The following is a 24,190-nucleotide window of genomic DNA, read 5'->3' on the forward strand; positions in this document are numbered from 1 at the left end:
CTGCTACTCGCGACGCGGGTCAGCTGGACTTCGACGCCTCGACCCAGCTGAGGTACTCGTCGGTGACGTCACCGGTGACATACTCCCCGTTGAAGCAGCTGAGGTCGAGCTGATCGATGTCGGAGCCTTCGAGGATCGCGTCACGGAGGTCGTCGACCTCCTGATACACGAGGTAGTCGCAGCCGAGCTCTTCGGCGATCTCCGGGATGGTGCGGCCGTGTGCGACCAGCTCCTGCCGTGACGGGATGTTGATGCCGTACACGTTGGGGTGTCGCACCGGCGGCGCCGCGGAGGCGAAGGTCACCGACGTGGCCCCGGCATCGCGGGCCATCTGGATGATCTCCTTGCTCGTCGTGCCGCGCACGATCGAGTCGTCGATGAGGAGGACGTTCTTGCCCGCGAACTCGCTGGGCATCGCGTTGAGCTTCTGGCGGACGCTCTTCTTGCGGATGGCCTGACCCGGCATGATGAACGTTCGCCCGACGTACCGGTTCTTGTAGAAGCCCTCGCGGTACTCGATGCCGAGCTTGCGCGCCACCTCCATGGCCGACGGGCGTGACGAGTCCGGGATCGGCATCACGACATCGATGAGCCCCTCCGGAACATGGCGGGCGATGGTGTCGGCCAGCTTGTCGCCCATCCGCAGACGCGACTCGTACACGGCGATGCCGTTCATGACCGAGTCGGGCCGCGCCAGGTAGACGTACTCGAAAGCGCATGGCGCGAGCTGCGTCTGCGTCGCGCACTGCTGGGAGGAGAGGTTGCCGTCCTGGTCGATGAAAACCGCTTCGCCCGGGGCGACGTCACGCACCACGTCGTAGTCGCCGTTGTCGAGCACGAGGGACTCGCTGGTGACCACCCACTCGTCCTGGTCTCCGGCGCGACGCTTGCCGAGGATGAGCGGCCGGATGCCGTAGGGGTCGCGGAACGCCAGCAGACCGTAGCCGGCGATCACGGCGATCGCCGCGTAGGACCCGCGGACGCGCTCGTGGACCCGGCTGACGGCATCGAAGATCTGCGTGGCGTCGAGCTCGGGGCCCGACTTGGTGTTCTGCAGCTCGCTGGCCAGCACGTTCACGAGCATCTCGGTGTCGCTGGAGGTGTTGAGGTGCCGACGGTCGCTCTGGAAGATCTCCTGTTCGAGCTCCCGCGTGTTGGTGAGGTTGCCGTTGTGCACCAGCACGATGCCGTAGGGCGCGTTCACATAGAACGGCTGCGCCTCCTGCTCGTTGCTCGCGGCGCCCATCGTGGCGTAGCGGACGTGCCCGAGGCCGACGTTGCCCAGCAGCGTGCGCATGTCGCGGGTGCGGAAGCCCTCACGCACCATGCCCTTCAGCTTGTGCACGTGCACGTGCCCGCCGCTCTCGGCGGTCGCGATGCCGGTGGAATCCTGGCCGCGGTGCTGCAGCAGCAGCAGCGCGTCGTAGATGTCCTGATTGACGGGGCCTGCTCCGACGACGCCGACGATGCCGCACATTTTCCGGGGGGTTCCTTACTTCGTGACTCAGCGGGCGTAGGAGCCGACCAGGCGCACCGCGCCTCCGTCGACGCCCTTGGCGCCCTGTTCGAACTCGCCCGCCGGGCGGTTCGTGGTGTGCACCGTTCCGACCTGCCAGGCGGCGATGCCGGTGGCCTCGATCGTACGGATGGCCTCTGCGGCGCGTGATGCGTCCACGACGGCGAAGAAGCCGACACCGAGATTCCAGGTGCCCTCGGTGGATTCCAGCGAGGTGCCGGCGATCTCGTTGAGAACACGGAACACCGGGGACGGCGACCACGTGGAGCGGTCGACTTCCGCCCAGGACCCGAGCGGGAGGACGCGCGCGAGGTTTGCGGCGAGACCGCCACCGGTGACGTGGCTGAGCGCGTGAACGCCATCGCCGACGGCCTCGATGAGACCCAGCAGGGGGGTGGTGTAGAGGCGCGTGGGCTCGAGCAGCGCCTCGCCCCACGTGGTGCCGAGCTCGGCGGAGTTGTCACCGTAGGAGATGCCGGCACCGGTGATGATGTGGCGCACCAGCGAGTAGCCGTTGGAGTGCAGTCCCGACGAGGCGAGTGCGAGGATCACGTCGCCGTCGCGCACCCGTTCGGCACCGAGCACGCGATCGGCCTCGACCACGCCGGTGGCCGCACCGGCCATGTCGTAGTCGTCTGCACCGAGCAGCCCCGGGTGCTCCGCCGTCTCGCCGCCGACCAAAGCGGTGCCGGTGGCCGCGCACGCCTCGGCGACGCCGCGGACGATCTCCGCGATGCGCTCGGGGAAGACCTTGCCACAGGCGATGTAGTCGGTCATGAACAGCGGCTTGGCACCCACCACGACGATGTCGTCGACGACCATTCCGACCAGATCCTGACCGACGGTGTCGTGCTTGTCGATGGCCTGCGCGATGGCCACCTTGGTACCCACGCCATCGGTGGAGGTCGCCAGCAGGGGGCGACGGTAGCCGAGCAGAGCCGACGCATCGAACAGCCCGGCGAATCCGCCGACACCGCCCAGCACCTCGGGGCCGTGCGTGGCACGAACAGCCGACTTCATGAGTTCGACCGCGAGGTCTCCGGCAGCGGTGTCGACACCTGCTGCGGCGTAGGAGTTGGGGGCGGAGGACGAGGAGGATTCGGCGGTTTCTGCGGCCACGAGCCCAGTCTAACGGGAGGTGAACGCGCCGCGGACCGCGGGTGAGCACCCCCGCGTGTGCTGTGCGCTCAGATGAGCGGCGCACTGTTCGGCGGCGCATGGCAGACTCCCCTCGGAGGCCGAATGTCGATATTCACCACGGCGGACTTGGCCGGCCTGTTCGATGATTCCGAGTACGGATTCGAGAAGTACACGGAGGCCGCCCCCACGGACGAGCTCGTGGCCGAGGTCGAAGCGGAACTGGGGTATCGGCTCCCCGCCGCGTACGTCGAACTCGCCCGCGTTCGAAACGGCGGCACCCTGGAGCGCAACTGCTTCCCCACCACGGGCGTGCGCGTGTGGGCGGAGGATCACGTCGCCGTCACGGGCCTGTACGCCATCGGCCGGACGGCCACGTGGTCGTTGCTGGGCGACCTCGGCTCACCGTTCATGCAGGCGGAATGGGGATACCCGGACATCGGCGTCTGCTTCGCCGACACCCCGACCGCCGGTCACAGCGTGTTCATGTTCGACTACCGCGAATGCGGCCCCCGGGGCGAGCCCGCGGTGGTGATCGTGGATCAGGAGGACGATTACCGCATCTCCTTCATCGCGCCGGACTTCCAGACCTTCATCCGCGGGCTGGTGCCCGAGGCGGAATTCCTCGACAGCCCCGAAGGGACGCTCGCGGAGGAGCTCGAGACGGTGGAGAAGGGCTCGTTCTCGCCCATCGTGCAGCGCGGCATCGCGGCCCTCGGTCCGGTGCTGACGGACGCGGAGGCCACCATCCGCACGATCGGGCGGCGCATCGTTCGGGAGAAGGGCTTCTTCGCCCTGCATTCCGACGGCGAGTCGAACCTGATGTATTCGACGATGTTCCTGCTGTACTCGGCGCTGACCACGGCGACCTCGATGGACGACTTCCTCGACGAGGACCCGGAGGATCCCACCTACGACCACCCCTGCTACGTCATGATGATCCCGTCGTCCTACGTCCGAGAGCCGTACGGCTTCACCACCGGCGGCTGGGCGCGCGACTTCGTCGTGGACTGGTGGAACCAGCAGGTGGAATCCGGAGCGATCGTCGAGACCCCGCGGGGCTACCGCTTCTCGGCCGAGACGGAGCGGTCGCTGGTGCGCCTGCTCAACGTCTACGCGATGTTGTGAGGGTCAGTCCTCGGTGAAGGTCTCGCGCTCGATGGTGACGGTGTGCGTGCGACGACCGACCACCTTGTCGAGGACGAGGGCGACGATCGCGCCGACAGCGACGCCGCACACGGCACAGAACAGCGCCAGGAAGCCGAAGACGGCACCCGGCGAGTAGGTCACGCCGATGGCGCTGGGCGTGCTGCTGCCGTCGAACGCGAAGGTGAGGATGGCCGCGGTGATCAGGCCGAGTCCGCCGCCGAGCACCAGGAAGACACCGTACTTCGGGACCCGTCGGATGCGGGCCTCAGACACAGCAGGAGGAGTGCGATCGGCGGCCATGGCTCCATTGTGGCACCGTGCACCTGTGCGTTAGCTTCGCCCTTTCGAGACGGTGCGTCCGCAAACGCCGGGAGGCGGGGGATCGCTCCCCCGCCTCCCGGTGCGCGCCACGGATCAGACCGCAGCGGCCACCAGCCGACGTCGCACGACCACGCCGGCACCGAGGGCGATGAGCCCGAGCGCAGCCCAGAGAAGGGCGGCGGGGGCCTCGGAGCCCGTCACGGCGAGCGACGCATCGGTCGACGAATCGCACGGAACCTCCGCACCGAGCGAGAACGAGAACGACACGGGGTCGAGCGCGTCACCGGCGTTGTAGAAGCCCATGAAGGCCGCGGCACCGGCAGCGGTCAGCGTTGCCGGGGCACCGCTCCAGCTGAGGCCGGCCGAGCTCGCCGCGGACAGGTTGAGCGTGGCGAAGGCGACACCCGACTGATTCACCGCGGCCTTGCCGCCGTAGCCCGCCGACATCACATCGACGTACAGCGTCGCCGAGGAGGCGCCGGTGAGCACGACACGCGGATTCGACAGCGTCAGATCCAGCAGGCCGCTGTGGCCCGTGAAGCTGGCAGCACCCGCGTAGCTCACGCGGCCACGAGCGTCCGCGGCGTTGTAGGCGCCGGACGCCGAACCCCAGCCGATCGACGAGGAGCCCTTGGCGATCGGGCCGTTGATGTAGTTCACGAAGCTGGCCTTCACGCCCCACTCGAAGCTGCCACCGGTGATCTCCTGCGCGGTGCAGACCGGAGCGGCCGGGGTCGTCGTCCCCGGAGCGGGACTGGGCTGAACCGTGGCGGCCACCGTGATGGTGGAGCGCTTCTCGATATCACCCGAGGTCGCGATCACCGTGTGCTCACCCGCCGGGAAATCGGCGGGCAGGGTACCGGTCACGCTGAACGCGCCCGTTTCATCCGCCGGGGCGGTGCCGAGGACGAACGGCTCGGAGTGGATGGTCACCGTGACCGGCGCTCCGGCGGGGAAGCCGACGCCGGTGACGGTCAGCTCTCCCCCGGGCTTGACCACGGTGGCGCCCACGCGGATGGCCGGCTCCAGCGCGACATCCTGGATCTCGACCGCAGCGAAGGCGTCGAGCGAACGGTTCGTGATCGACAGGCCGTGCGCGGCCGACGTCGCGAACTGGTAGCTCACCTTCGGATCGAACGTGCCCGCCGGCACCGTGAAGGTGGCGGTGAAGGAGCCGCCCGTGAGCTGCTGCGGTGTGATCCACTGCACGTCGAGCCAGCCGTCCTGCGGGAAGGCGCTCTTACCCTGCCAGAGCGCGCTCTCACCGAGACCGATGTAGACGCCGTTCGCCGCGGCCGCACCGGTGTAGCCGGTTCCGGTCACCGTGATGACGTTCTCGATGTTCGGATCGACGGCACCCGCGGGCGACACGCTCAGTTCCGGACCGTCCGTGCTCGGCGCCGTCGGCGTCGGGGTGGGAGTGGGGGTCGGAGTCGGCTGGGGGGTGGAGCCGGACTTCACCGACACCGCGGTGCGGGTGTCGAGACTGCGGTCGGTGACCGACAGCCCATGCGCCGCGGATGTGCCCACGATGTACGACGTACCCGGCTGGAGAGCCCCAGCGGGAACCGTCAGCGTCGTGGTGAACGCGCCGTTGCTGAGCTGCCCGGGCATGACCCACGCGAGTGCCAGCCAGCCGTCGGCCGGGAAGGCGCCCGAGGTCCAGTTCGACGCCTCACCGAGACCGAGGTACACGCCGTTGGCCGCTCCCGCACCGGTGAAGCCGGTGCCGGAGACGGTGATGACGTTCTCGACGGCCGGGTCGAGCTCGGCGGACGGTGACAGGGTGACCTGCGGACCATCGGTCGGCGTCGTCGGCGTCGGCGTCGGCGTCGGCGTGGTCGGCGTCGGGGTCGGCTCCGGAGTGGATCCGGACTTCACCGACACCGCGGTGCGGGTGTCGAGGCTGCGGTCGGTGACCGACAGCCCATGCGCGGCGGAGGTGCCGACGATGTAGGACGTGCCCGCTTCGAGAGCACCGGCGGGAACCGTCAGCGTGGTCGTGAACGCACCGTTCTTGAGCTGCCCGGGCATGACCCAGCCGAGGGAGATCCAGCCGTCTGCCGGGAACGCACCCGAGGTCCAGTTCGACGCCTCACCGAGGGCGAGGTACACACCGTTGGCCGCACCGGCACCGGTGAACCCGGTCCCGGAGACGGTGACCGTGTTCTCCACCGACGGGTCGAGGGGCGCCAGCGGCGTGAGGAGCACGGTGGGCTTCGTTCCCGGCGTCGTCGGCTTGGTCGGCGTCGGCGTCGGGGTGGGCGTCGTGACGGTCTTCACCGTGACGGGCGTGCGAGTGTCGAGGGTGCGGTCGGTGACCGACAGTTCGTGGGCGGCGGAGGTGCCGACGATGTAGGACGTGCCGGGCCGAAGAGCCCCGGCCGGAACCGCCAGCGTGGTCGTGAATGCACCGTTCTTCAGCTGGGCCGGCATCACCCAGCCGAGCGACACCCAGCCATCGGCCGGGAACGCACCCGAGGTCCAGTTCGACGCCTCACCGAGAGCGAGGTACACACCGTTGGTCGCTCCGGCACCGGTGAACCCGGTCCCGGAGACGGTGACCGTGTTCTCCACCGACGGGTCAAGGTCAGAGGACGGCGTCACCGTCACACGCGGCTTCGCCGCGGGCTGGGTCGGCGTGGCCGTCGGGGTGGGAGTCGGAGTCGAGGTGACCGTCGGGGTGGGAGTCGGCGTCGATGTGGGAGTCGGAGTCGGCGTGGGTTCCGGCGCCTTCGCCCCGCGATAGTCCACGGCGACGGACAGCTCCTGCGACGCGTTCACCACGCCGCCGGCCGCGTAGGAGTAGACACCCCAGGCACCCCCGGCGAGCGCGGTGTCGAACTTCTGGGCGGTCAGGGTGAGGGTGAATTCACCCGTCGAGGAGATGATCGCCGCCTGGCCCGCGACGGCTGACTTGTACTGGGCGGGGACGCTGTCGAGGACGGCCTGGGACATCGCCCAGCGCTGATCGGCGATCTTGCGCGCGCTGGAAGGCGCGGACGCGGACGGCTTCCAGTCGGCGAGGAAGGACCCGAGGACCACATAGGTGCCCTGCGGACCCACCGGCAGCGGCGCACCGCGTCCGCCGACGTTGCCCTGGGGGTCGAAGCCGCTGCCGCGGACGACGAGTGCATCGCCGTCGTACAGGGGCTGGCCGGTGTACGGCGTGGTGCCGTCGGCGAGGAATACCGAGAGCTTCGGTTCGTAGACCGGCGTGACCGGCTTCGCCGTCACCGTGATACTGGCGCTGCCGGAGTCGGATGCGAGGAACTCGGCGGGGTTCTCCGGCTCGAAGGACGCGGTGAAGGAGTGCGTCCCGACCGCCGGAGAGACCGTGAAGGTGGCAACCCCGTCGCTGACCGCGGTGCTCTGTCCGTCGCTGAGGGTCACGGTGCCGGCAGCTGCCGGCGTGACCGTGGCGGTGAGCGTCGCGCTCGAGCCCTCGACGATCGACTCAGCGCTCGCCACAAGCGCTGTCTGCGTGGCCTGGGCGGCCTTCGGGAACAGCGCATCCCAGTCGATCGTCACATCGGTGCGCGAGTATAGGGTCGCGGCCGTGGGAAGGGAACGGGACGGCCAGGTGATGACTTCATACGCCTGCGTGCGGTCCAGCTTCGCGGCCTCCTGGCTGAGCGTGCCGGAGAAGGTGCCGTCCGGGGCGATGTCCGCGGAGATGTTCGGCACGGCGCCGCCCATGTCGATGCTCGCGAGGTCCGAGCCCGCCACGATGAGCGCGGCATACAGGTGCGGCGATGCCTGCCCCGGCAGCGCCTTGACGTCCTCGTAACCGGTGCCGGACACCTGCACGTCGACACGGGTGTCGGGGACCTCGGTCGCCACGGCGGTGAGCGTGCGGTTGCCCGCTGCGGCCGCCGCGGGGGTGGCGAGACCGATGACGGCGGCCGCAGCCACCATTGCGCCGGTCAGCGCTGTTGCGAGCGCCCGCTGTACGGACACCCTTCTCCTGGTCTTCACGTCAGGACCTTCCTCTTCTGGTGCACCTGCGTGCTGCGCGCAGGAGTCGGGGTAATCATCAGACTTTTGTTAGCCTAACCTAACTTCTACGCGGAGCGAAGCCGGATCTCAGGCATCACGCCGGGGCAGGATGATGGGACGGCCCGTATCGGGATCCGCCATCACGCGCACAGGAGCGCCGTAGACCTCGGCCACGCGCTCGGCGGTGAGCACCTCATGCGCGCTGCCGTGGGCGACGATCGATCCACCCGCGAGCATCGCCACCTCATCGGCGTAGGCGGCCGCCACCGAAAGATCGTGCAGCACCACCACCACTGCGCGGCCCGTCGCGGCCAGATCCCGCGCGAGACGCAGCACATCCTCCTGGTGTCGCAGATCCAGCGCCGCGGTGGGCTCATCGAGCAACACGATCGCCGTGTGCTGCACCAGCACTCGCGCCAGCGAAACACGCGCCTTCTCGCCGCCGGACAGGGCGGGGAACGGCCGATCGACGAGATGCACGGCATCGACACGGGCCACGGCCTCATCGATGATCGGGCCGTCGGCAGCGGAGGCCGGCCACGGCGCGCGTCCCATCTCGACCACTTCGCGTGCGGTGAAGGAGAAGGTCACCTGGTTCGACTGCGTGAGCACGGCACGCTTCTGCGCCAGCTCCTTCGCCGTCCAGGCACTGAGCGGGCGGTCATCGAGCAGGACCTCCCCCGCGTGCGGGCGGACGTCGCCGGTGAGGACGCCCAGCAGCGTCGACTTGCCCGCGCCGTTGGGTCCCACCAGCGCCAGCACCCGCCCGTAGGCGACGTCCAGATCCACGCCGTCCAGCACGGCGGAACCGCCGAGCAGCACACGAACGCCGCGTACCGTGATCGCGTTCATGTCCAGCCTCCCGCCCGGCGGCGGTTCCGGCGGATGAGCCAGTAGAAGAACGGACCACCGACGAGAGAGGTGAGCACGCCGATCGGCAGGTCGGTGGCGGGCACCAGGGTACGGGCGAGCAGGTCGGCCAGCACGAGGAGCGCAGCGCCGAGCAGCGCCGACGCACCGATCAGCAGCCGATTGGACGGACCGAGGATCATTCGCACGATGTGGGGGACGACGAGACCGACGAAGGAGATGATGCCGACGAAGGCCACCGCGGCGCCCGTGAGCAATGCCACCAGCACGATGGAGAGGATGCGCAGTCGCTCGACGCGGACGCCGAGGTGAGCGGCGGTGCGGTCGCCCAGCGCGAGCAGGTCGTACTGGCGCGCCAGCAGGAGTGCGGCGATCACCGCGGCACCGCCGACCAGCGCAGAGACTCCCACCTCGCCCCAACGCGACCCGTTCATCGATCCGAGCTGCCAGAACACGATCTGCTCGCGCGATCCGGAATCCCCCACCGTCATCAGCAGCGCGAGCCCGGCGCCGGCGAACGCGTTCACCGCGATGCCGGTGAGCACAAGGGTCACCGACTCGGTGCGCCCCTGCGCGCGTGCGGTCGAGTACACCACGAAGGTGGCCACGAGACCGCCGGCGAACGCGAAGACCGCCGTGGTCCACCCGCCGAGGAACGTCAGGCCGAAGGCGATCGACGCCGCCGCTCCGAGCGCTGCCCCGGACGAGACGCCGACCACACCGGGCTCGGCCAGCGGGTTGGCGAACACCGCCTGCATGACCGCACCGGCGACGGCGAGCAATGCGCCCACGAGCAGCGACATCGCCACGCGTGGAAGGCGGATCTGCCACAGCGTCTGCTCGATGAGGGCGTCCTCCGGCGCCCACCCATTGGGCAGCCCCACGGCGCGAAGCAGCGAGCCGATCACGTCGGCGGGGCCGATGGCGAGCTGCCCGAGACCGGCCGAGAGCACGATTCCCGCGAGCAGCAGCGCTGCCGACACCGTGAACAGGACGACGGTCCGAGACCGCCGACGTGCAGCCAGCCCTGGAGCGGTCACGGTACGTCCGGCGCGTAGATCGCCCGCGCCAGCGCATCCAGCACCTCGGCGGAGCGCGGCCCGAAGGAGAGGATCTCCCCGTCGGCCATGTCCACGATGCGCCGGTGCTGACCGGCCCGCGTGAGCGCGATGGCGGGTTTGGCCTGCAGCAGCCCGTCGACACCGCCCACCGAATCCAGGCCGCTCGTCATCACGAGGATCAGGTCGGGGTCGGCCGAGACCATCGCTTCATCGGTCAGCGGCCGCATGCCGCCCCAGCCGAGCTCGCCCGCGACGTCCACACCCCCGAGAGCCTCGATGAGCTGGTCGGCACCCGACTCGGATCCGAAGAGGTAGTAGACCCCGGATGATCCGCGCAGATAGAGGAAGACCATGCGGAGCCGATCCCCCTCGGCTTGCGGCGCCAGGGTCGTGATGTCGGCCCGTGCGGCCGCGAGCGCATCGGCCGTGCGCTGCGCGAGGGCTTCTCCCGCCGCCGTCGCCCCGTACACCGCCGCCACGGCGCGCGCCATGTCGATCGCGCCGTCGTAAGAAGCGGTGTCCTCGATGAAGACCACCGGGATTCCGACGTCGCGCAGTTGCGTCACCACGTCGTTCGGACCGATCGAGCCGTCGGTGATCACGAGCGTGGGCCGGAGGGCGATGACGGCCTCGGTGTTGATCGTGTGGCCGCTGCCGGTGATCACCGGCAGGTCCTCGACGCCGGGGAAGGTGGAGGAGATGTCACGCCCGACGAGGGTGTCACCGAAGCCCAGGCCCCACACCGTGGCGGCGATGGATCCGGCGATGTCCATCGCGATGACCCGGGAGGTGTCGGCGACGGTCACGTCCACGTCGCCGGATCGGTCGTGCGAGACGACCGTGGCCGGCAGGGACTGCGCGGGAGCTTCCGTGACCGGCTCGATCGCCGCGCCGAGTAGGTGAGCCGTGCTGGCACCCTCGTACGCCTTCGGGTCGGCGAGTGGGGTCAGCTCCGCCAGCGGCACACGCTCTGCCGCGACGCCGGCCGCAGGTGCACCGGTGTCGCTACCCGAAGCGGGGGTGCACGCAGCGAGGGAGAGTGCCAGCACGGCGGCCGCGAGGACGGCGGTGAGACGACGCATCAGCGCTGATCGTCCGCGTGCGCGGACTCCGTTGCGCGCCGGCGCACAAGGAGGGTGGTTCCCGCCGCCGCAAGCACGACGATGACCCCACCGCCTCCGATCGCCCAGGGCACCCAGCCGGTGCCCGTGCCGGTGCCCGTTCCCGTGCCCGCGGCGGCTGTCGCGGGCGTGGCCGCCTGGGCGTCGCCCGTCGGGGCGTCTGCCGCTGCGCTCGCCTCCGCCGTGGGGGCCTCGGTTTCCGCCGGAGCGCACGTGGCGTGCACGGTGAGGGAGATGGGATCGAATGCGGTACCGGCCTCGTAGTTGCCGAACGCAGCGAACCCCTCCGCCGTGATCGCGGTGGGCAGCTCGGTACCCGTGATAGTCACATCCTCGCCGGTGCGAGTGACGGTGGCGGCGGAGAGGTCGATGTCCACGAACGGCACCTGAGCGCTCGTGTGCACAGTGCTGTCCCCGGCGAGCGCCTGGTCCATCGGGACGCTGGAAATGTCCAGCAGGAGTCGCGCGGTGCCCGCACTCGTGAACTGCACGGTGGGCACGGAGACGCTGGTCTGCAGCAGACCCTCGTGTCCGGTGAAGCGAATCGCGCCGGGGAAGGAGACCGTGCCGGTGGCGGTGGCGGGCTGATACTCGCCCGTGCCTCCGGTGAAGCTGAAGCTCGGGGTGGAGTAGCTGGCGCCTCCGTCGGTCTGCCACTCGCCGTTGGCGATCGTGCCGGAGATGTACGAGCGGAACGACTCCTTGAAGCCCCACGTGAGGTCCGCGGCATCGACCGAACACACCTTCGCGGTGACGGCCGCCGCGGGAGCAGCGGGGACCGTGGCGGCCGCGCCCGCTCCGAGGGCGGCCACGACGACGAGCACGGGAGCGGAAAGCTTCCCGGTGATGCGAGGGCGCGAGAGAACAGCGGCGAACGGGCGCATGACGACTCCGAATCGGGATGGGGGATCTTCATAAGACTAAGGCATGCCTTACCTATGTTCGAGTCCGCGTGTCCGCAGCCGGGGCTAACGTGTCCGTATGCCGACTCCGAAAATCGAGACGATCATCGGCCGGCGCGCACTCGCCGCGGTGCTGGACGGATCGACGGCGCGCATGGATCGCGCGACCGCGGTGCGCTATCTGCTCCAGCTCCTCGCGGAGAAGGCCCCCGGCAACTCCGTTGAGGTGCGCGTTCCCCCGTTCGGTGCCGTTCAGGTGGTCGAGGGGCCCCGCCACACACGAGGCACACCGCCCAACGTGGTGGAGACGGACGCCGACACCTGGATCGCGCTGGCCACCGGCGCACAGTCCTGGGCCGACCTGTACGGCCAGGGTCTGATCAGCGCCTCCGGGGTGCGCGCGGACCTCTCCCCGCTGCTTCCGCTGCGACCCTGAGATTCACCGGCTGTAACGCGCGGCACGCCCCCGGATAGGCTGGGCCCTGTGAAGATCCTGGTGCTTGGTTCCGGTGCTCGTGAGCACGCCATCGTCCTCGCTCTGCGTGCGGAGAGCAGCGAGCACGAGCTGTTCGCCGCCCCCGGCAATGCGGGCATCGCCCGTGACGCCACCGTCGTGCCGGTCGACGCGAACGACCCGGTCTCGGTCACCGACTTCGCCCAGACCCACAGCATCGACCTCGTGGTAGTCGGTCCCGAGGCCCCGCTCATCGCCGGCGTGGCGGATCGTCTGCGCGCCACAGGCATCCCCGTATTCGGTCCAGGCAAGGCCGCCGCGGCACTGGAGGGATCCAAGGCGTTCGCGAAGCGCATCATGGAGGCGGCGGGAGTCCCCACCGGTCGCGCCGTCCGCGCGGCGTCCGCCACCGAGGTGACCGCGGCGCTGGATGAGTTCGGAGCACCCTACGTGGTCAAGGCCGATGGACTCGCTGCAGGCAAGGGCGTGATCGTCACGACCGACCGCGATGCCGCGATCGCCCACGCAGAGTCCTACCTCCCGGGCGGGCCCGTCCTCATCGAAGAGTTCCTCTCGGGCCCCGAGGTCTCCCTCTTCTTCCTCTCGGACGGCGACACCGTTCGCCCGCTCAGCCCCGCGCAGGACTTCAAGCGCGCCGAAGACGGAGATGCCGGCCCCAACACCGGCGGCATGGGCGCATACTCTCCGCTGCCCTGGCTGGCCGAGCGCTTCGGCTCGGAGGCGGCTTTCGTCGATGAGGTGGAGAAGACGGTGGCCCTGCCCGTGATCCGCGAGATGGACCGCAGCGGCACGCCGTTCATCGGGCTCCTGTACGCGGGCCTGATCCTCACCGATGCGGGCATCAAGGTGATCGAGTTCAACGCACGATTCGGCGACCCGGAGACCCAGGTGGTCCTCCCCCGCCTCACCACGCCGCTGTCCCGCCTCCTGTTCGCCGCGGCCACCGGCACGCTCGAGGACGAGCCGCGCCCGGAGTTCTCCGATCGCAAGGCCGTCACGGTGGTGCTGGCGAGCGAAGGCTACCCCGTCAACTCCGTGACCGGACGCCGGATCACCGGGCTTGCCGAGGCGGAGAGCGTCGCCGATGTGCACATCGCCCATGCCGCGACCACCGACTCCGGGGGCGCACTCACGGCCACGGGCGGACGCGTCCTCAACGTGGTGGCGACGGGAGACTCGTTCTCAGCCGCCCGCACCGCCGCCTATGCGGCGATCGAGCGCATCGGCCTGGAGGGATCGCACTTCCGCCACGACATCGCCGCCCGCGTCGCCGGCGACTGACCGCGAAAAACCAGAATGTCCGAGAACCCCGTGCTTATGGGGCTTCTCGGACGTTCTGGGTTTTGCGGCGACCCGTGGGCTACGAGCGGGCGGCGGGGATCGACGACGGGCGCTGCATGAAGCACACCGCGACGACGCCGATCAGCAGCACGAACGCCGGTAGCAGGATGGTCTGCGACATCGCAGCGGCGAAGGGCTCGGCCACCGCGGGAGGAATCGGTCCCGTAGCCGCTCCGAAGCCACTCTCCGAGGATCCGGGCAGCTTCGCCTCCAGTCGTCCCTGCATCAGCGCGGCGATCGCGGCTGAACCGATGACCGAGCCGATCTGACGTGTGGTGTTGTAGACACCCGATCCGGCACCGGCGAGCGCGCGCGGCAGGTTGCGGTTGGCGGTGGTTGCCAGCGGCCCCCACATGCCGGCCTGACCCACGCCCATCACGCCGGCGATGATCAGGTACACCCAGAGCGGAGTATCGACGGTCATCGTCATCGAGTACGCGAAGATGGCACCCGACACCAGCAGCAGCCCCGGGATGAGCAGGAACCGCGGGTCGGTGCGATCCAGCAGCTTGCCGGCGAACGGCGCGAGGACGCCGGAGATCACGGCCATCGGGATCATCAGCAGGGCGGCCTGCGTGGGATCGAGACCGCGCGCGACCTGGATGAAGAACATCAGCGGCACGACCATGCTGGTCACCGTGAAGCCGACCGTGGTGATCGCGAGGTTGGCGACCGAGAAGTTGCGGTCACGGAACAGGCTCAGCGGGACGAGGGGCTCGTTCTTGGTGCGTGCCTGCATGAGGACGAACACCACGAGCAGCGCGACGCCGCCGAGGATCATGGTCCACACCCAGCCATCCCACGACATCTTCTCGCCCTCCTGCAGCCCGAAGACCAGCAGGAACAGACCCAGACCGGAGACGATGACGCCGGGGATGTCGAAGGAGTGGGCGTGACGCTCCATGCGGGGCACGAGAATCCACGCGGCGACGAAGGCGATGACACCGACCGGGAGGTTCACGAAGAAGATCCATGACCAGCCCCAGCTGTCCACCAGCAGACCACCGGCGATCGGGCCCACCAGAGAGGCGACACCGGCGGTGGCACCCCAGAGCCCCATGGCGGCGCCGCGCTGCTGCGGCGGGAAGAGGCGGGTGATGACCGTCATCGTCTGCGGGGTCATCAGCGCGGCGCCGAGGCCCTGCACGGCTCGGGCGGCGATCAGCATGCCGAGCGACTCGGACACACCGCACCAGAGCGAGGCGAGAGTGAAGACCACCAGGCCCGAGAGGTACAGGTTCTTCGGTCCGAACCGGTCGCCGAGCCGGCCGGTGACCAGAAGCGGGACGGCGTACGCGAGCAGGTACGCGCTGGTGACCCACACGACGTTGTCGAGGTTGTTGGTGTCGGGATCCAGAGCGTTCTTGATGGCGGGGTTGGCCACCGAGACGATCGTGGTGTCCACCAGGATCATGAAGAATCCGATGACCAGAGCCCAGAGGGCGGGCCACGGCTTGACCACCCGGTTGGAACCGGTGGTCACGGGTGCGGACGCGGTCATGCGTCGTCCTTTCCAGCGATGAAGTGTTGGGAAGCGCGGTGCAGCTCCGACGGTTCGCCCCACTGCAGGGCTCCCGCCGCGAGATCCGCGCACAGTGATTCGGTGAATTCGATGTCGGCGTTCAGCAGGGCGATCGCCCGCTGCAGCTCGACGAGATACTGCCGGTCGACGGGCTTCGCCAGAGCGCCGGTGTAGCCGCCCTGATACTCGTCGCGCAGGGTGGCGAGCTGGTCGACGCGCTGCCTGAGCAGAACGACGACCTCCTCGCGCGGCAGGTTGTGAGCCTCCGCCAGCGCCACCGCGAACTCATCCGGGCGATCGGTGGAACCGAGGCGCTCGCGCACCCAGCTGACGATCTCCGCGGCGCCGGCCGGCAGCAGCGTGTAGGTGGTGCGTTCGGGGCGATTGCCTTCGCGGTCGGTGCCGGCCTCGGCGATCCATCCGTCACGCACGAGCCCGGCGATCTGGTTGTAGAAGGTGCCGTTCTGGATGGACACCAGTCGGTTCTCCCGGCGATGGCGCAGCAGCCGCATCATCTCGTACGGGTGCATGTCCCGCTCGCGCAGCAGCGCCAGGATCATGACCCCGAGCGGACGCACGGGTCGTGTGCTCATCGTTCGATCGCCTCCAATTAGTACAGATGGAATAGTACACCTGTAATTCTCTCTCGAAACCATCGCAACCGAAGTTAGGTAACCCTAAGCTGGACTCATGACCGATGTTCAGCCACGTTTCCACCGCGAAGTCACCCGCTACGACCTCGTCAGCCGATCACTCACCGTCTCCCGCGTGGAGCGCGTCGCCCCGGAGATGATCCGCGTCACGCTGTCCGGGGATGAGCTCGCCGGATTCGTGAGCACCGGCCCCGCGGACCACGTCAAGGTGTTCTTCCCCGACGCGGACGGGGTCTTCCACACCCGGCGCCCCGACGGCGAGCCGACGGGACCCGTGGTCCTCCGCGACTTCACGCCGCTGCTCAGCGATGGGGAGCTCGCCCTGGACTTCTACACCCATGCCGATCCGGGTCCGGCGGCGGCCTGGGCGCAGTCGGTGAGTGTCGGCGATCCCGCACGGATCGCCGGTCCGCGCGGCTCCCGTGGCGTTCCGGCGGGAATCTCGCGCGCCATCCTGTTCGCCGACGAGACCGCGATGCCCGCCGTGACACGGTGGCTGGAACTGCTGCCCGCGTCCGTCACCGTGGAGATCATCGCGATGGTCGGTGACGGCAACTGGCTGGCAGGCTATCTCGGCCGGACAGCCGCCACCGTGCACGTCACGGGTCGCGACGCGAGCGGAGCGCTGCAGACTCTGGCCGGGCTCGCCCCGATCGACGCGTCCACGTTCGTCTGGGCCGCCGGCGAAGCCACGCAGCTCGTTCCGATCCGGCGCCACCTCCGTCGCGAGCTCGGGCTGCCCAAGGAGCAGGTCGTCGTGGACGGCTACTGGCGCCGCGGCGCCGCCGACTTCGACCACCACGCGCCGCTGGATCCCACCGACCCGGAGGAATGACCCCGCGAGTCTTCCGCCTGTGGGCGAGATCCGGTCAGCGCGCCGGTTCTCGCCCACAGAGCGAAGTCTCACGGCAGTGCGCCACGAAGTCACACGAGAAGAGGCGTGCGAGGGTGCGCACGGAGGCGCCCGCGTAGGATCGACGCAGCCGCAGCCGCCCGGGCACCGGGCTCGACACCGAGGGAGGCGTGATGGCCCGCCGGCCCACCGTGTACGACGTCGCCAAGCTCGCCGGCGTGTCCACCGCGACGGTCTCCTTCGCATTCCGCCGCCCGGATCAGGTCCGCGACAGCACCCGGGAGGCCGTGCTGGATGCCGCCCGGGAGCTCGGGTATGTCCCGAGCGGTGCCGCACGCGGCCTCGCTCGTGGCGGCACCGGCGTGCTCGGTCTTCAGTCCTTCGATCTCCTCACCGAGTCCGACCTGCTCTCCTCCGACGAACACGCACCCACGGAGGACGGCCCGCCCGATCCCCGCGTCTTCCCGCTCTACGTCGACGAGGTGCAGCGGGGGTTCGAACTGGAGTGCCGACGGCGCGGATGGTCCGTGCACATCAGCAACGATCCGCGCGCACCGCAGGACGTCACCGATCACGCCGGGCGCGTGGACGGGCTCGCGGTGTTCCCCAGCCGCGCGGGGTTGAGCGGCGTCGCCGGCGTACTCGAGTCGGTGGTGCGCACGGTGCCGGTCGTGCTGTTCAGCATGGGCGGCGTGAGCGCCGACGAAGCGTTTCATCGGGTGCAGGCCGACAACAACGGCGGTGCGCGCGCCCTCATCACCCATCTCGTCGACCATCACGGCGCGCGCCGGTTCAGCTTCATCGGCGATCTCGCCGCGCCGGACTACCAGGAGCGATTCACCGCGATCACGGACGAGCTCACCGCTCGCGGGCTCGCGCGGCCCGCGACTCCCCTCATCGCGTCAGAAGGTCCGCCCACGTCGGACCATCCCTCCGCACCGGACGACATCGCAGACCACGCGACGTCGCAGGTCGCTGACGACATCGCCGCGAGCATCGCGGACGTCCCTGCGACGGAGCTTCCGGATGCCCTCGTGTGCGCGAGCGATCAGATCGCCATCGCCCTCATCGAGCGGCTCGAGCGACGCGGCATCTCCGTGCCCGGCGACGTGATCGTCACCGGCTTCGATGGGATCCTCGCCAGTCGCGTCCTTCACCCCACCCTCACCACGGTGCGCCAGCCGATGGCGGAAATGGGACGCGCCGCCGCGCGGATCCTCATCGAGGAAGCCGAACAACGCAGCGGCACCGGCCACACCGTGATCCTGCCGACCACGCTGATGCTCGGCGAGTCCTGCGGCTGCATTCCCGGTTGATCCGCCGGCACCCTTGCGTCGCTCCGGTGATCGAGCAATACTCGAACATGATCTAAGCGCGTAGATTCGCGCACGGATCTCGACTCGACGCTCCCGCACGAGATTCGCACCGATGCTTCGCGAGCACGCCGAGACCCGCCCACGAAAGGACTCACGTGACCAGCTTCCCCGACTCCTTCTTCTGGGGTGCGGCAACGGCCGCCCACCAGATCGAGGGCAACAACATCGGCTCGGACTGGTGGGAGATGGAGAACTCCCCGCAGATGCACATCGCCGAACGCAGTGGCGACGCCGCCGACAGCCTGCACCGATACCCCGAGGACATGCAGTTGCTGGCCGACCGTGGATTCGACATGTACCGGTTCAGCATCGAGTGGGCGCGCATCGAACCCGAGGACGGACAGTTCTCGGAGGCGATGCTGCAGCACTACCGTCGCATGATCGAGACCGCGATCGAGCTCGGCCTGACCCCCAATGTGACACTGCACCACTTCACCAACCCGCGCTGGTTCGCCCACGGCGGTGGGTGGCGCCGCGACGACGCCCCCGATGTGTTCCTCCGCTACGCCACCCGCGCCGCAGAGATCCTTGCGGGGGTGGAATGGGTGGTGACCATCAACGAGCCCAACATGGTCGCCGTGGTGCACGATTTCGCCGCCCCGAACCAGTCCGATGAACCCCCGGCTCCGGACCCGGTGGTCACACAGAACCTCATCCGTGCCCATCACCTCACCGGGGCGATGCTGCGCGCGCGTGGCCACAAGGTGGGATGGACGATCGCCAACCAGGCCTACCATGCGGTCCCGGGCTACGAGGCTGAGACTCTCGCCTACCAGTACCCGCGGGAGGATGTCTTCCTGGAGGCGGCACGCGGTGACGACTGGCTGGGCGTGCAGGCCTATCTCCGGACGTTCATCGGCGAGGGCGGGCGGCCGCAGCCGATCCCGGAGGGCGTGGAGCGCACGCTGACCGGGTGGGAGTACTTCCCCGAGGCCCTGGGCATCGCGATCCGCCACAGCGCCGAGGTGGTGGGCGATGTCCCCCTCATCGTCACGGAGAACGGCATGGCCACCTCCGATGATCAGCGCCGCATCGACTACACCGGCGTGGCGCTGCGCGACGTGGCCTCGGCGATCGCCGACGGCATCGACGTCCGCGGCTACCTGCACTGGTCCCTGCTCGACAACTACGAGTGGGGATCGTTCCGCCCGACCTTCGGCCTGGTGGCCGTCGATCCCGTAACGTTCGAGCGTCGCCCCAAGCCCAGCCTGGACTGGCTGGCCGGCGTGGCCCGCACCGGCCGCCTCAGCTGACACACGGCAGGGGTTTCGTGTGCCGCCCGCGCGGCGTACGATCCCCGGCATGGTCCACGAGCGCGCGCACGAGATCTTCGATGACCTGACCCCGCAGTTCACGTCGTTGCCCGACGTGGCGCTCGGGCGGATGTTCGGCACGATCGGTCTCGGCGTCCGCGGCAAGATCTTCGCGTTCGTCGGCAGCGGCGGTGACCTGATCGTGAAGGTCGGCGAACGCCGCGCCGGGGAACTCGTGGCCGACGGCACAGCGGAGCGCACCGTGATGCGCGGACGCGAGATGCGCGAATGGCTCTCGCTGCGCATCGAGCAGGACGAGCTCTGGGCACCGCTCATGAGCGAGGCGCATGACTTCGTCGACGCCATCACCCCGCGCTGATCACCGGAGCGTGCTCGTGTCGCGGGTCACCAGGCCAGCAGCTTGGTCGGCCGGAGCAGAATGAGGGCGGAGAAACTCTCGACGATGTCATCCAGCGGCATGCCGTAGTCTGCGATCGCCTCCCGGTACTTCACCTCGTACGCCTCGCGTCGCGGTGCCATCCACGCCGCCGTTCCGCCCTCTCGCAGTTCCGCATCGCCACTGAGGATCACCACGTCATCGCCGAACGGGCCTCCCGCGTTGAGGTGGAACTGGGCGGCCGAGCCCGCGCGCAGGTGCTTCACCTTAGCCGTGTCGGGGCGAGTGATGATGACCACCTCGCCGTCCTCCCAGAAGAACCACACCGGCACCGAGCGCGGCGCGCCCGCACGATCCACCGTCGAGATCCACCCCACCAGCTCGCGCCGCAGCGCCGCCAGCGCCTTCACGTGCACCGGATCCGTCTCGTCCCACACCAGTTCGCTCATGTCATCGCCTCCGCGGGTCACGATACGAGGGGCCACCGACAGGGGAAAGGCGCGGAGGCGCGATAATGGTGGCGTGAGCACCGCGCGCGAGATCCCCGGCTGGAAGCACGTCTATTCCGGAAAGGTCCGGGACCTCTACGAGCCCGCGGACGGGCCGGCGGATCGGATGCTGGTGGTGGCCTCCGATCGCGTGAGCGCCTTCGACTTCGTACTCTCACCCGACATCCCCGACAAGGGCGTCCTGCTCACCAGCCTCAGCGGATGGTGGTTCGAGCAGCTGGCGGGCGCCGATGGCGGCGTTCCGGTCGCCAACCACCTCACGGGGCAGGAGCCTCCCGCCGAGGTGACTGGCCGCGCGATGGTGGCCAGGAAGCTGTCGATGATCCCGATCGAGTGCGTCGTGCGCGGCTATCTCACCGGCTCCGGCTGGAAGGAGTACCAGCAGAGCGGCTCGATCTGCGGTGTGGCGCTGCCCACGGGACTCCAGGACGGCGACCGCCTGCCCGAACCGATCTTCACGCCCGCGTACAAGGCGCCACTGGGCGAGCATGACGAGAACATCACCTTCGAGCAGTCGGAGGAGATCGTCGGCGAAGAACTGGCGGCCGACCTGCGGGACCTGTCCCTGCAGATCTACCGTCGCGCTGCCGCCACAGCCGAAGCGCACGGACTGATCCTGGCCGACACCAAGTTCGAGTTCGGTCACGACGCCGACGGATCACTGACCCTCGGCGACGAGGTGCTCACGAGCGACTCCTCGCGCTACTGGGACCGCGCCGCGTGGGAGAAGGGGGAGACTCCGGCCGAACGCATGGCGAGCTTCGACAAGCAGATCGTGCGCGACTGGCTCGCCGCGAACTGGGACAAGACCGGCACTCCCCCGGAACTGCCCGCCGACATCGTGGCCGAGACCGCGGCACGATACGGCGAGCTGCTCACCCGCCTGCAGTCCTGAGCCGGGACACGGCACTCACCCGAGGAGAGCGAGTGCGGTGTCGATGCTGCGCGCCGCCTCCGCAGCATCCACCCTCGCCATCGCGAAGGCGGCGACCATGAGTCCGGTGACCGCGTCGGCGAGCCGCGCGAGCTCCGGCGCTGGCACCTGTCCGCGCGCGGCGTGCAGCCCCCGCACGACCGCGTCACGCAGTTCCGCACGGTAGTCGGCGATCACGCGAGCCACCTGCGGGTCGTCGGCGATCGGCGCCCCTGCGGTGTTGATGAGCAGGCAGCCGTTCGCGGCGGGCATCGACTCGAGGTTCTGAAACGCCGCGCGCAAGCCGGTGAGGTAGTCCGCGAGCGCGCTCGGTTCGACATGCTGGCCGGCCAGGGGTCGCAGCCGGGGCCGCACGACCTCCGTGAGGTAGCTGTCGACGGCGGCGTCGAACAGTCCTCGCTTCGATCCGAACGCGTTGTAGATGCTGGAACGGCTGAGTCCGGTCGCGGCCTCGAGCTCGGGGATCGAGGTGCTTTCGTACCCGGTTCGCCAGAACAGCGCGCGAGCCGCCCGCACGACCGTGTCTCGATCGAAGCTCTGCGTGCGTGCCATGGATTCCCACCTTTGTAACGACCTGTCCAGTATATACTGGACAGGTCGTTACAGAATTGACTCGACAGAAGGAGATCCCCATGGTGATCGCAGGCCTGATCCTCGCCGGCATCGCAGCGCTCGTCCACGTCTACATCTTCGTGATGGAGTCGCTGACCTGGACGACACCGCGCGTCCGCGCCACCTTCGGCTTGAGTGAGGAGGAGGCGCATGCCACGAAGGAGATGGCGTTCAACCAGGGGTTCTACAACCTGTTCCTCGCCATCATCGCCGTGGTCGGCATCGTCGCTTTCCTCCTCGGCACCACGTCACTGGGCGCCGGCCTGGTGTTCGCGGGCACAGGTGCCATGGCGGGCGCAGCGCTCGTCCTGCTTCTCTCCAGCCCCGACAAGCGCAGCGCCGCCCTCAAGCAGGGCGTGATCCCGGCCCTTGCCGTCCTCCTGCTCGCCCTCGGCCTCGCGCTCTGACCGTCCGCGCGCTCCTCCTCAGAAAGAGAGTTCCATGTCCACTGCCCTGAGCACCCAGATCCGTCTCGCGAAGCGCCCCGTGGGGTGGCCGACGCACGAGGACTTCGAGACCGCCGAGATCGCGTATGACACCCCGGCTGCCGGAGAAGTCCGGGTGCGCAACGAGTTCGTCTCGGTCGATCCGTACATGCGCGGGCGGATGAACGACGTCCGCAGCTACGTCGCGCCCTACGCGCTCGGCGAGACTATCGCCGGTGGCGCGATCGGCCGCGTGGTCGAGTCGAACGCCGCGGAGCTCCCCGTGGGAACGCTGGTTCTTCACCAGCACGGCTGGGCCGACGTCGTCCAGGCCCCGGCCACCACCTTCCGTGCGGTACCGGAGCTCGACGGCGTCCCGTCCTCGGTGCGCCTGCACATCCTGGGGATGACGGGTCTCACCGCGTACGTCGGTCTCACCACGATCGCCGCGATGAAGCCCGGCGACACGGTGTTCGTCTCCGGTGCCGCAGGCGCCGTGGGCACCGCCGTCGGCCAGATCGCGAAGCTCCTCGGAGCGGGGCGGGTGATCGGCTCCGCCGGCAGCGCGGAGAAGGTCGCTCTGCTCACCGGGAAGTACGGCTACGACGCCGCTTTCAACTACAAGGACGGCGACGTTCGCGCACAGCTCGCCGCAGCGGCGCCGCAGGGGATCGACGTGTTCTTCGACAACGTCGGCGGCGATCACCTCGAAGCCGCACTGGACGCCTTCAACGATGGCGGGCGCGCCGCGCTCTGCGGCGCGATCGCCGAGTACAACACGACGGGCCGCACTCCCGGCCCCGACAACATGGCCAACATCATCACGCGCGGCCTCACGCTCACCGGGTTCACTCTCGCGAACCACCTCGGCGTCGCGCCGGAGTTCCAGGAGAAGATGGCGGGCTGGTTCGCAGCGGGCGAGATCGCCTATGACGAGACCATCGTGGACGGCATCGAGAACACCGTCGACGCCTTCCTCGACATGATGCGCGGCGCCAACACGGGCAAGATGCTGGTGCGCACCGCGCCGGCCGAGAACGCCTGACGACACCGGCCGGCGCCTCACCGGCGCCGGCCGTCCCGTCACTCGGGCGAGTGAATCACGTGGACTTCCGCGGCCAGAGGTTCGCCGAGACGAGCACCCGCATCATTCCAGCCGATCCAGCCGTCGCCGGCGATGCTCGCCAGAAGGAACGGGCCGCTGCGGCGGAAGCTGTGGGTCGGCTCCTCGAACACGTACCAGCCGTTCTCCCACACCGGCTCCGCCTCCGCCCAGGCGGCAGCCCAGGCATCGCCGGCATCGACGCTCGCCAGGAAGCGGGAGCCGAACAGGCTCTCCTGCAGCACGAACGACGTGAGCAGATGCTCCAGGGCGGGAGTCAGCGGAACGTAGTCGTCCATGTCGCCGTCGTCCCACATCCAGTGGGCGTTCGAGTGGGGCGCTCCGGCGGGATCGTCCGCGCGGACGCGGACGCGCCACCCCTCCTGGTTTTCGGAGATGACGTCGAACCAGCCATCGACCGCCGACAGGTCCTCCGCCCGCACCAGGACGTCCTGGTGCTGGAGGATCCCGGGCGCATCCGGCAGGTGCTCCCCCGGATCACGTCCCGGCCACCGGCCCGCCACAGCGTACAGCCGGCGCAGGGCTTCGGGCAAACCCGCGGGCAACTCCGATGCCGGGACACCGAACCGCGGTTCAGGCTCCCCGTGCCAGTCGGTGAGGAACCCGATCAGTCCGTCGATGCTTCCATCCAATGCGGGCAC

At 69.2% G+C, this 24,190-nt stretch carries 23 protein-coding genes; 10 read left to right on the forward strand and 13 right to left on the reverse strand.

Annotated features, from left to right (window positions below):
- Positions 1-19: 19 nt before the first annotated feature.
- Together purF and purM are read right to left on the reverse strand one after the other, a co-directional pair.
- Positions 20-1,477: an amidophosphoribosyltransferase gene (gene purF, locus LQ566_RS16660; protein ID WP_231092907.1), complete on the reverse strand. Its 1,458-nt coding sequence runs from the start codon at positions 1,475-1,477 to the stop codon at positions 20-22.
- A gap of 27 nt (positions 1,478-1,504) precedes the next feature.
- Positions 1,505-2,635 carry a phosphoribosylformylglycinamidine cyclo-ligase gene (gene purM / locus LQ566_RS16665; RefSeq protein ID WP_231092908.1) on the reverse strand — a complete coding sequence of 377 codons (1,131 nt, stop codon included), beginning with the start codon at positions 2,633-2,635 and terminating at the stop codon, positions 1,505-1,507.
- A gap of 123 nt (positions 2,636-2,758) precedes the next feature.
- Here purM and LQ566_RS16670 point away from each other — a divergent pair, with 123 nt between their 5' ends.
- Entirely contained in the window at positions 2,759-3,781 is a 1,023-nt protein-coding gene (locus LQ566_RS16670) for an SMI1/KNR4 family protein (RefSeq protein WP_231092909.1), read from the forward strand.
- A 3-nt stretch (positions 3,782-3,784) separates the two neighbouring features.
- Here the strand turns inward: LQ566_RS16670 and LQ566_RS16675 are convergent, their stop codons facing one another.
- From LQ566_RS16675 to LQ566_RS16700, 6 genes are all read right to left on the reverse strand, one after another.
- Positions 3,785-4,102 (reverse strand): potassium transporter Trk, encoded by a 318-nt coding sequence (locus LQ566_RS16675; RefSeq protein WP_231092910.1) that lies wholly within the window; start codon positions 4,100-4,102, stop codon positions 3,785-3,787.
- A gap of 114 nt (positions 4,103-4,216) precedes the next feature.
- A complete protein-coding gene (locus LQ566_RS17735; RefSeq protein WP_231092911.1) occupies positions 4,217-8,083 on the reverse strand; it encodes an HtaA domain-containing protein in 3,867 nt (1,288 codons plus the stop codon).
- Positions 8,084-8,209: 126 nt separating this feature from the next.
- Complete coding sequence (locus LQ566_RS16685; protein ID WP_231092912.1) at positions 8,210-8,974, reverse strand: heme ABC transporter ATP-binding protein; 765 nt, start codon at positions 8,972-8,974, stop codon at positions 8,210-8,212.
- Complete coding sequence (locus LQ566_RS16690) at positions 8,971-10,017, reverse strand: FecCD family ABC transporter permease (RefSeq protein WP_231092997.1); 1,047 nt, start codon at positions 10,015-10,017, stop codon at positions 8,971-8,973. Before LQ566_RS16690 ends, LQ566_RS16685 begins: the two co-directional genes overlap by 4 nt.
- A gap of 11 nt (positions 10,018-10,028) precedes the next feature.
- Entirely contained in the window at positions 10,029-11,135 is a 1,107-nt protein-coding gene (locus tag LQ566_RS16695) for a heme/hemin ABC transporter substrate-binding protein (RefSeq protein WP_231092913.1), read from the reverse strand.
- Positions 11,135-12,058: an HtaA domain-containing protein gene (locus LQ566_RS16700; RefSeq protein WP_231092914.1), complete on the reverse strand. Its 924-nt coding sequence runs from the start codon at positions 12,056-12,058 to the stop codon at positions 11,135-11,137. Before LQ566_RS16700 ends, LQ566_RS16695 begins: the two co-directional genes overlap by 1 nt.
- A 97-nt stretch (positions 12,059-12,155) precedes the next feature.
- On the opposite strand from LQ566_RS16700, the gene LQ566_RS16705 reads away from it, so the two are divergent.
- On the forward strand, positions 12,156-12,512 hold the full coding sequence (locus LQ566_RS16705; protein ID WP_231092915.1) for a sterol carrier family protein: 357 nt from the start codon (positions 12,156-12,158) through the stop codon (positions 12,510-12,512).
- 48 nt (positions 12,513-12,560) lie between these two features.
- A complete protein-coding gene (gene purD, locus LQ566_RS16710; protein ID WP_231092916.1) occupies positions 12,561-13,832 on the forward strand; it encodes a phosphoribosylamine--glycine ligase in 1,272 nt (423 codons plus the stop codon).
- Between the two features lie 79 nt (positions 13,833-13,911).
- On the opposite strand, the gene LQ566_RS16715 is transcribed toward purD, so the two are convergent.
- A complete protein-coding gene (locus LQ566_RS16715; protein WP_231092917.1) occupies positions 13,912-15,393 on the reverse strand; it encodes a DHA2 family efflux MFS transporter permease subunit in 1,482 nt (493 codons plus the stop codon).
- Positions 15,390-16,007, reverse strand: coding sequence for a PadR family transcriptional regulator (locus tag LQ566_RS16720; RefSeq protein WP_231092918.1), 618 nt, complete (start codon positions 16,005-16,007; stop codon positions 15,390-15,392). Before LQ566_RS16720 ends, LQ566_RS16715 begins: the two co-directional genes overlap by 4 nt.
- A 97-nt stretch (positions 16,008-16,104) precedes the next feature.
- Between LQ566_RS16720 and LQ566_RS16725 the strand changes: the two genes are divergently transcribed.
- The 4 genes from LQ566_RS16725 to LQ566_RS16740 all read left to right on the forward strand — a co-directional run bounded on the left by LQ566_RS16725 (position 16,105) and on the right by LQ566_RS16740 (position 19,928).
- Positions 16,105-16,902 (forward strand): siderophore-interacting protein, encoded by a 798-nt coding sequence (locus LQ566_RS16725; protein WP_231092919.1) that lies wholly within the window; start codon positions 16,105-16,107, stop codon positions 16,900-16,902.
- A 191-nt stretch (positions 16,903-17,093) separates the two neighbouring features.
- Positions 17,094-18,236 carry a LacI family DNA-binding transcriptional regulator gene (locus tag LQ566_RS16730; RefSeq protein ID WP_231092920.1) on the forward strand — a complete coding sequence of 381 codons (1,143 nt, stop codon included), beginning with the start codon at positions 17,094-17,096 and terminating at the stop codon, positions 18,234-18,236.
- A gap of 155 nt (positions 18,237-18,391) precedes the next feature.
- A complete protein-coding gene (locus tag LQ566_RS16735) occupies positions 18,392-19,549 on the forward strand; it encodes a glycoside hydrolase family 1 protein (RefSeq protein WP_231092921.1) in 1,158 nt (385 codons plus the stop codon).
- A 49-nt stretch (positions 19,550-19,598) separates the two neighbouring features.
- Positions 19,599-19,928: a TfoX/Sxy family protein gene (locus tag LQ566_RS16740; RefSeq protein WP_231092922.1), complete on the forward strand. Its 330-nt coding sequence runs from the start codon at positions 19,599-19,601 to the stop codon at positions 19,926-19,928.
- 26 nt (positions 19,929-19,954) lie between these two features.
- Here LQ566_RS16740 and LQ566_RS16745 read toward each other — a convergent pair whose 3' ends face one another.
- On the reverse strand, positions 19,955-20,395 hold the full coding sequence (locus LQ566_RS16745) for a pyridoxamine 5'-phosphate oxidase family protein (RefSeq protein WP_231092923.1): 441 nt from the start codon (positions 20,393-20,395) through the stop codon (positions 19,955-19,957).
- A gap of 73 nt (positions 20,396-20,468) precedes the next feature.
- Here LQ566_RS16745 and LQ566_RS16750 point away from each other — a divergent pair, with 73 nt between their 5' ends.
- Positions 20,469-21,350 (forward strand): phosphoribosylaminoimidazolesuccinocarboxamide synthase, encoded by an 882-nt coding sequence (locus tag LQ566_RS16750; protein WP_231092924.1) that lies wholly within the window; start codon positions 20,469-20,471, stop codon positions 21,348-21,350.
- A gap of 15 nt (positions 21,351-21,365) precedes the next feature.
- Here the strand turns inward: LQ566_RS16750 and LQ566_RS16755 are convergent, their stop codons facing one another.
- Positions 21,366-21,941, reverse strand: coding sequence for a TetR/AcrR family transcriptional regulator (locus LQ566_RS16755; RefSeq protein WP_231092925.1), 576 nt, complete (start codon positions 21,939-21,941; stop codon positions 21,366-21,368).
- A gap of 80 nt (positions 21,942-22,021) precedes the next feature.
- Here LQ566_RS16755 and LQ566_RS16760 point away from each other — a divergent pair, with 80 nt between their 5' ends.
- Both LQ566_RS16760 and LQ566_RS16765 read left to right on the forward strand, forming a co-directional pair.
- Positions 22,022-22,408: a DUF1304 domain-containing protein gene (locus LQ566_RS16760; RefSeq protein WP_231092926.1), complete on the forward strand. Its 387-nt coding sequence runs from the start codon at positions 22,022-22,024 to the stop codon at positions 22,406-22,408.
- A gap of 34 nt (positions 22,409-22,442) precedes the next feature.
- A complete protein-coding gene (locus LQ566_RS16765) occupies positions 22,443-23,471 on the forward strand; it encodes an NADP-dependent oxidoreductase (protein ID WP_231092927.1) in 1,029 nt (342 codons plus the stop codon).
- Between the two features lie 38 nt (positions 23,472-23,509).
- Here the strand turns inward: LQ566_RS16765 and LQ566_RS16770 are convergent, their stop codons facing one another.
- Positions 23,510-24,190 carry a hypothetical protein gene (locus LQ566_RS16770; RefSeq protein ID WP_231092928.1) on the reverse strand — a complete coding sequence of 227 codons (681 nt, stop codon included), beginning with the start codon at positions 24,188-24,190 and terminating at the stop codon, positions 23,510-23,512.

The organism is Microbacterium nymphoidis, assembly GCF_021044885.1.
Taxonomy (GTDB): domain Bacteria; phylum Actinomycetota; class Actinomycetes; order Actinomycetales; family Microbacteriaceae; genus Microbacterium; species Microbacterium nymphoidis.

What these genes read in the sequence shown, in the direction of transcription:
- purF (WP_231092907.1), bottom strand. Translation starts at nt 1,477, where the DNA reads ATGTGCGGCATCGTCGGCGTCGTCGGAGCAGGCCCCGTCAATCAGGAC.
- LQ566_RS16670 (WP_231092909.1), top strand. Translation starts at nt 2,759, where the DNA reads ATGTCGATATTCACCACGGCGGACTTGGCCGGCCTGTTCGATGATTCC.
- LQ566_RS16675 (WP_231092910.1), bottom strand. Translation starts at nt 4,102, where the DNA reads ATGGCCGCCGATCGCACTCCTCCTGCTGTGTCTGAGGCCCGCATCCGA.
- LQ566_RS16685 (WP_231092912.1), bottom strand. Translation starts at nt 8,974, where the DNA reads ATGAACGCGATCACGGTACGCGGCGTTCGTGTGCTGCTCGGCGGTTCC.
- LQ566_RS16695 (WP_231092913.1), bottom strand. Translation starts at nt 11,135, where the DNA reads ATGCGTCGTCTCACCGCCGTCCTCGCGGCCGCCGTGCTGGCACTCTCC.
- LQ566_RS16700 (WP_231092914.1), bottom strand. Translation starts at nt 12,058, where the DNA reads ATGCGCCCGTTCGCCGCTGTTCTCTCGCGCCCTCGCATCACCGGGAAG.
- LQ566_RS16705 (WP_231092915.1), top strand. Translation starts at nt 12,156, where the DNA reads ATGCCGACTCCGAAAATCGAGACGATCATCGGCCGGCGCGCACTCGCC.
- LQ566_RS16715 (WP_231092917.1), bottom strand. Translation starts at nt 15,393, where the DNA reads ATGACCGCGTCCGCACCCGTGACCACCGGTTCCAACCGGGTGGTCAAG.
- LQ566_RS16720 (WP_231092918.1), bottom strand. Translation starts at nt 16,007, where the DNA reads ATGAGCACACGACCCGTGCGTCCGCTCGGGGTCATGATCCTGGCGCTG.
- LQ566_RS16725 (WP_231092919.1), top strand. Translation starts at nt 16,105, where the DNA reads ATGACCGATGTTCAGCCACGTTTCCACCGCGAAGTCACCCGCTACGAC.
- LQ566_RS16730 (WP_231092920.1), top strand. Translation starts at nt 17,094, where the DNA reads ATGGCCCGCCGGCCCACCGTGTACGACGTCGCCAAGCTCGCCGGCGTG.
- LQ566_RS16740 (WP_231092922.1), top strand. Translation starts at nt 19,599, where the DNA reads ATGGTCCACGAGCGCGCGCACGAGATCTTCGATGACCTGACCCCGCAG.
- LQ566_RS16745 (WP_231092923.1), bottom strand. Translation starts at nt 20,395, where the DNA reads ATGAGCGAACTGGTGTGGGACGAGACGGATCCGGTGCACGTGAAGGCG.
- LQ566_RS16755 (WP_231092925.1), bottom strand. Translation starts at nt 21,941, where the DNA reads ATGGCACGCACGCAGAGCTTCGATCGAGACACGGTCGTGCGGGCGGCT.
- LQ566_RS16760 (WP_231092926.1), top strand. Translation starts at nt 22,022, where the DNA reads ATGGTGATCGCAGGCCTGATCCTCGCCGGCATCGCAGCGCTCGTCCAC.
- LQ566_RS16765 (WP_231092927.1), top strand. Translation starts at nt 22,443, where the DNA reads ATGTCCACTGCCCTGAGCACCCAGATCCGTCTCGCGAAGCGCCCCGTG.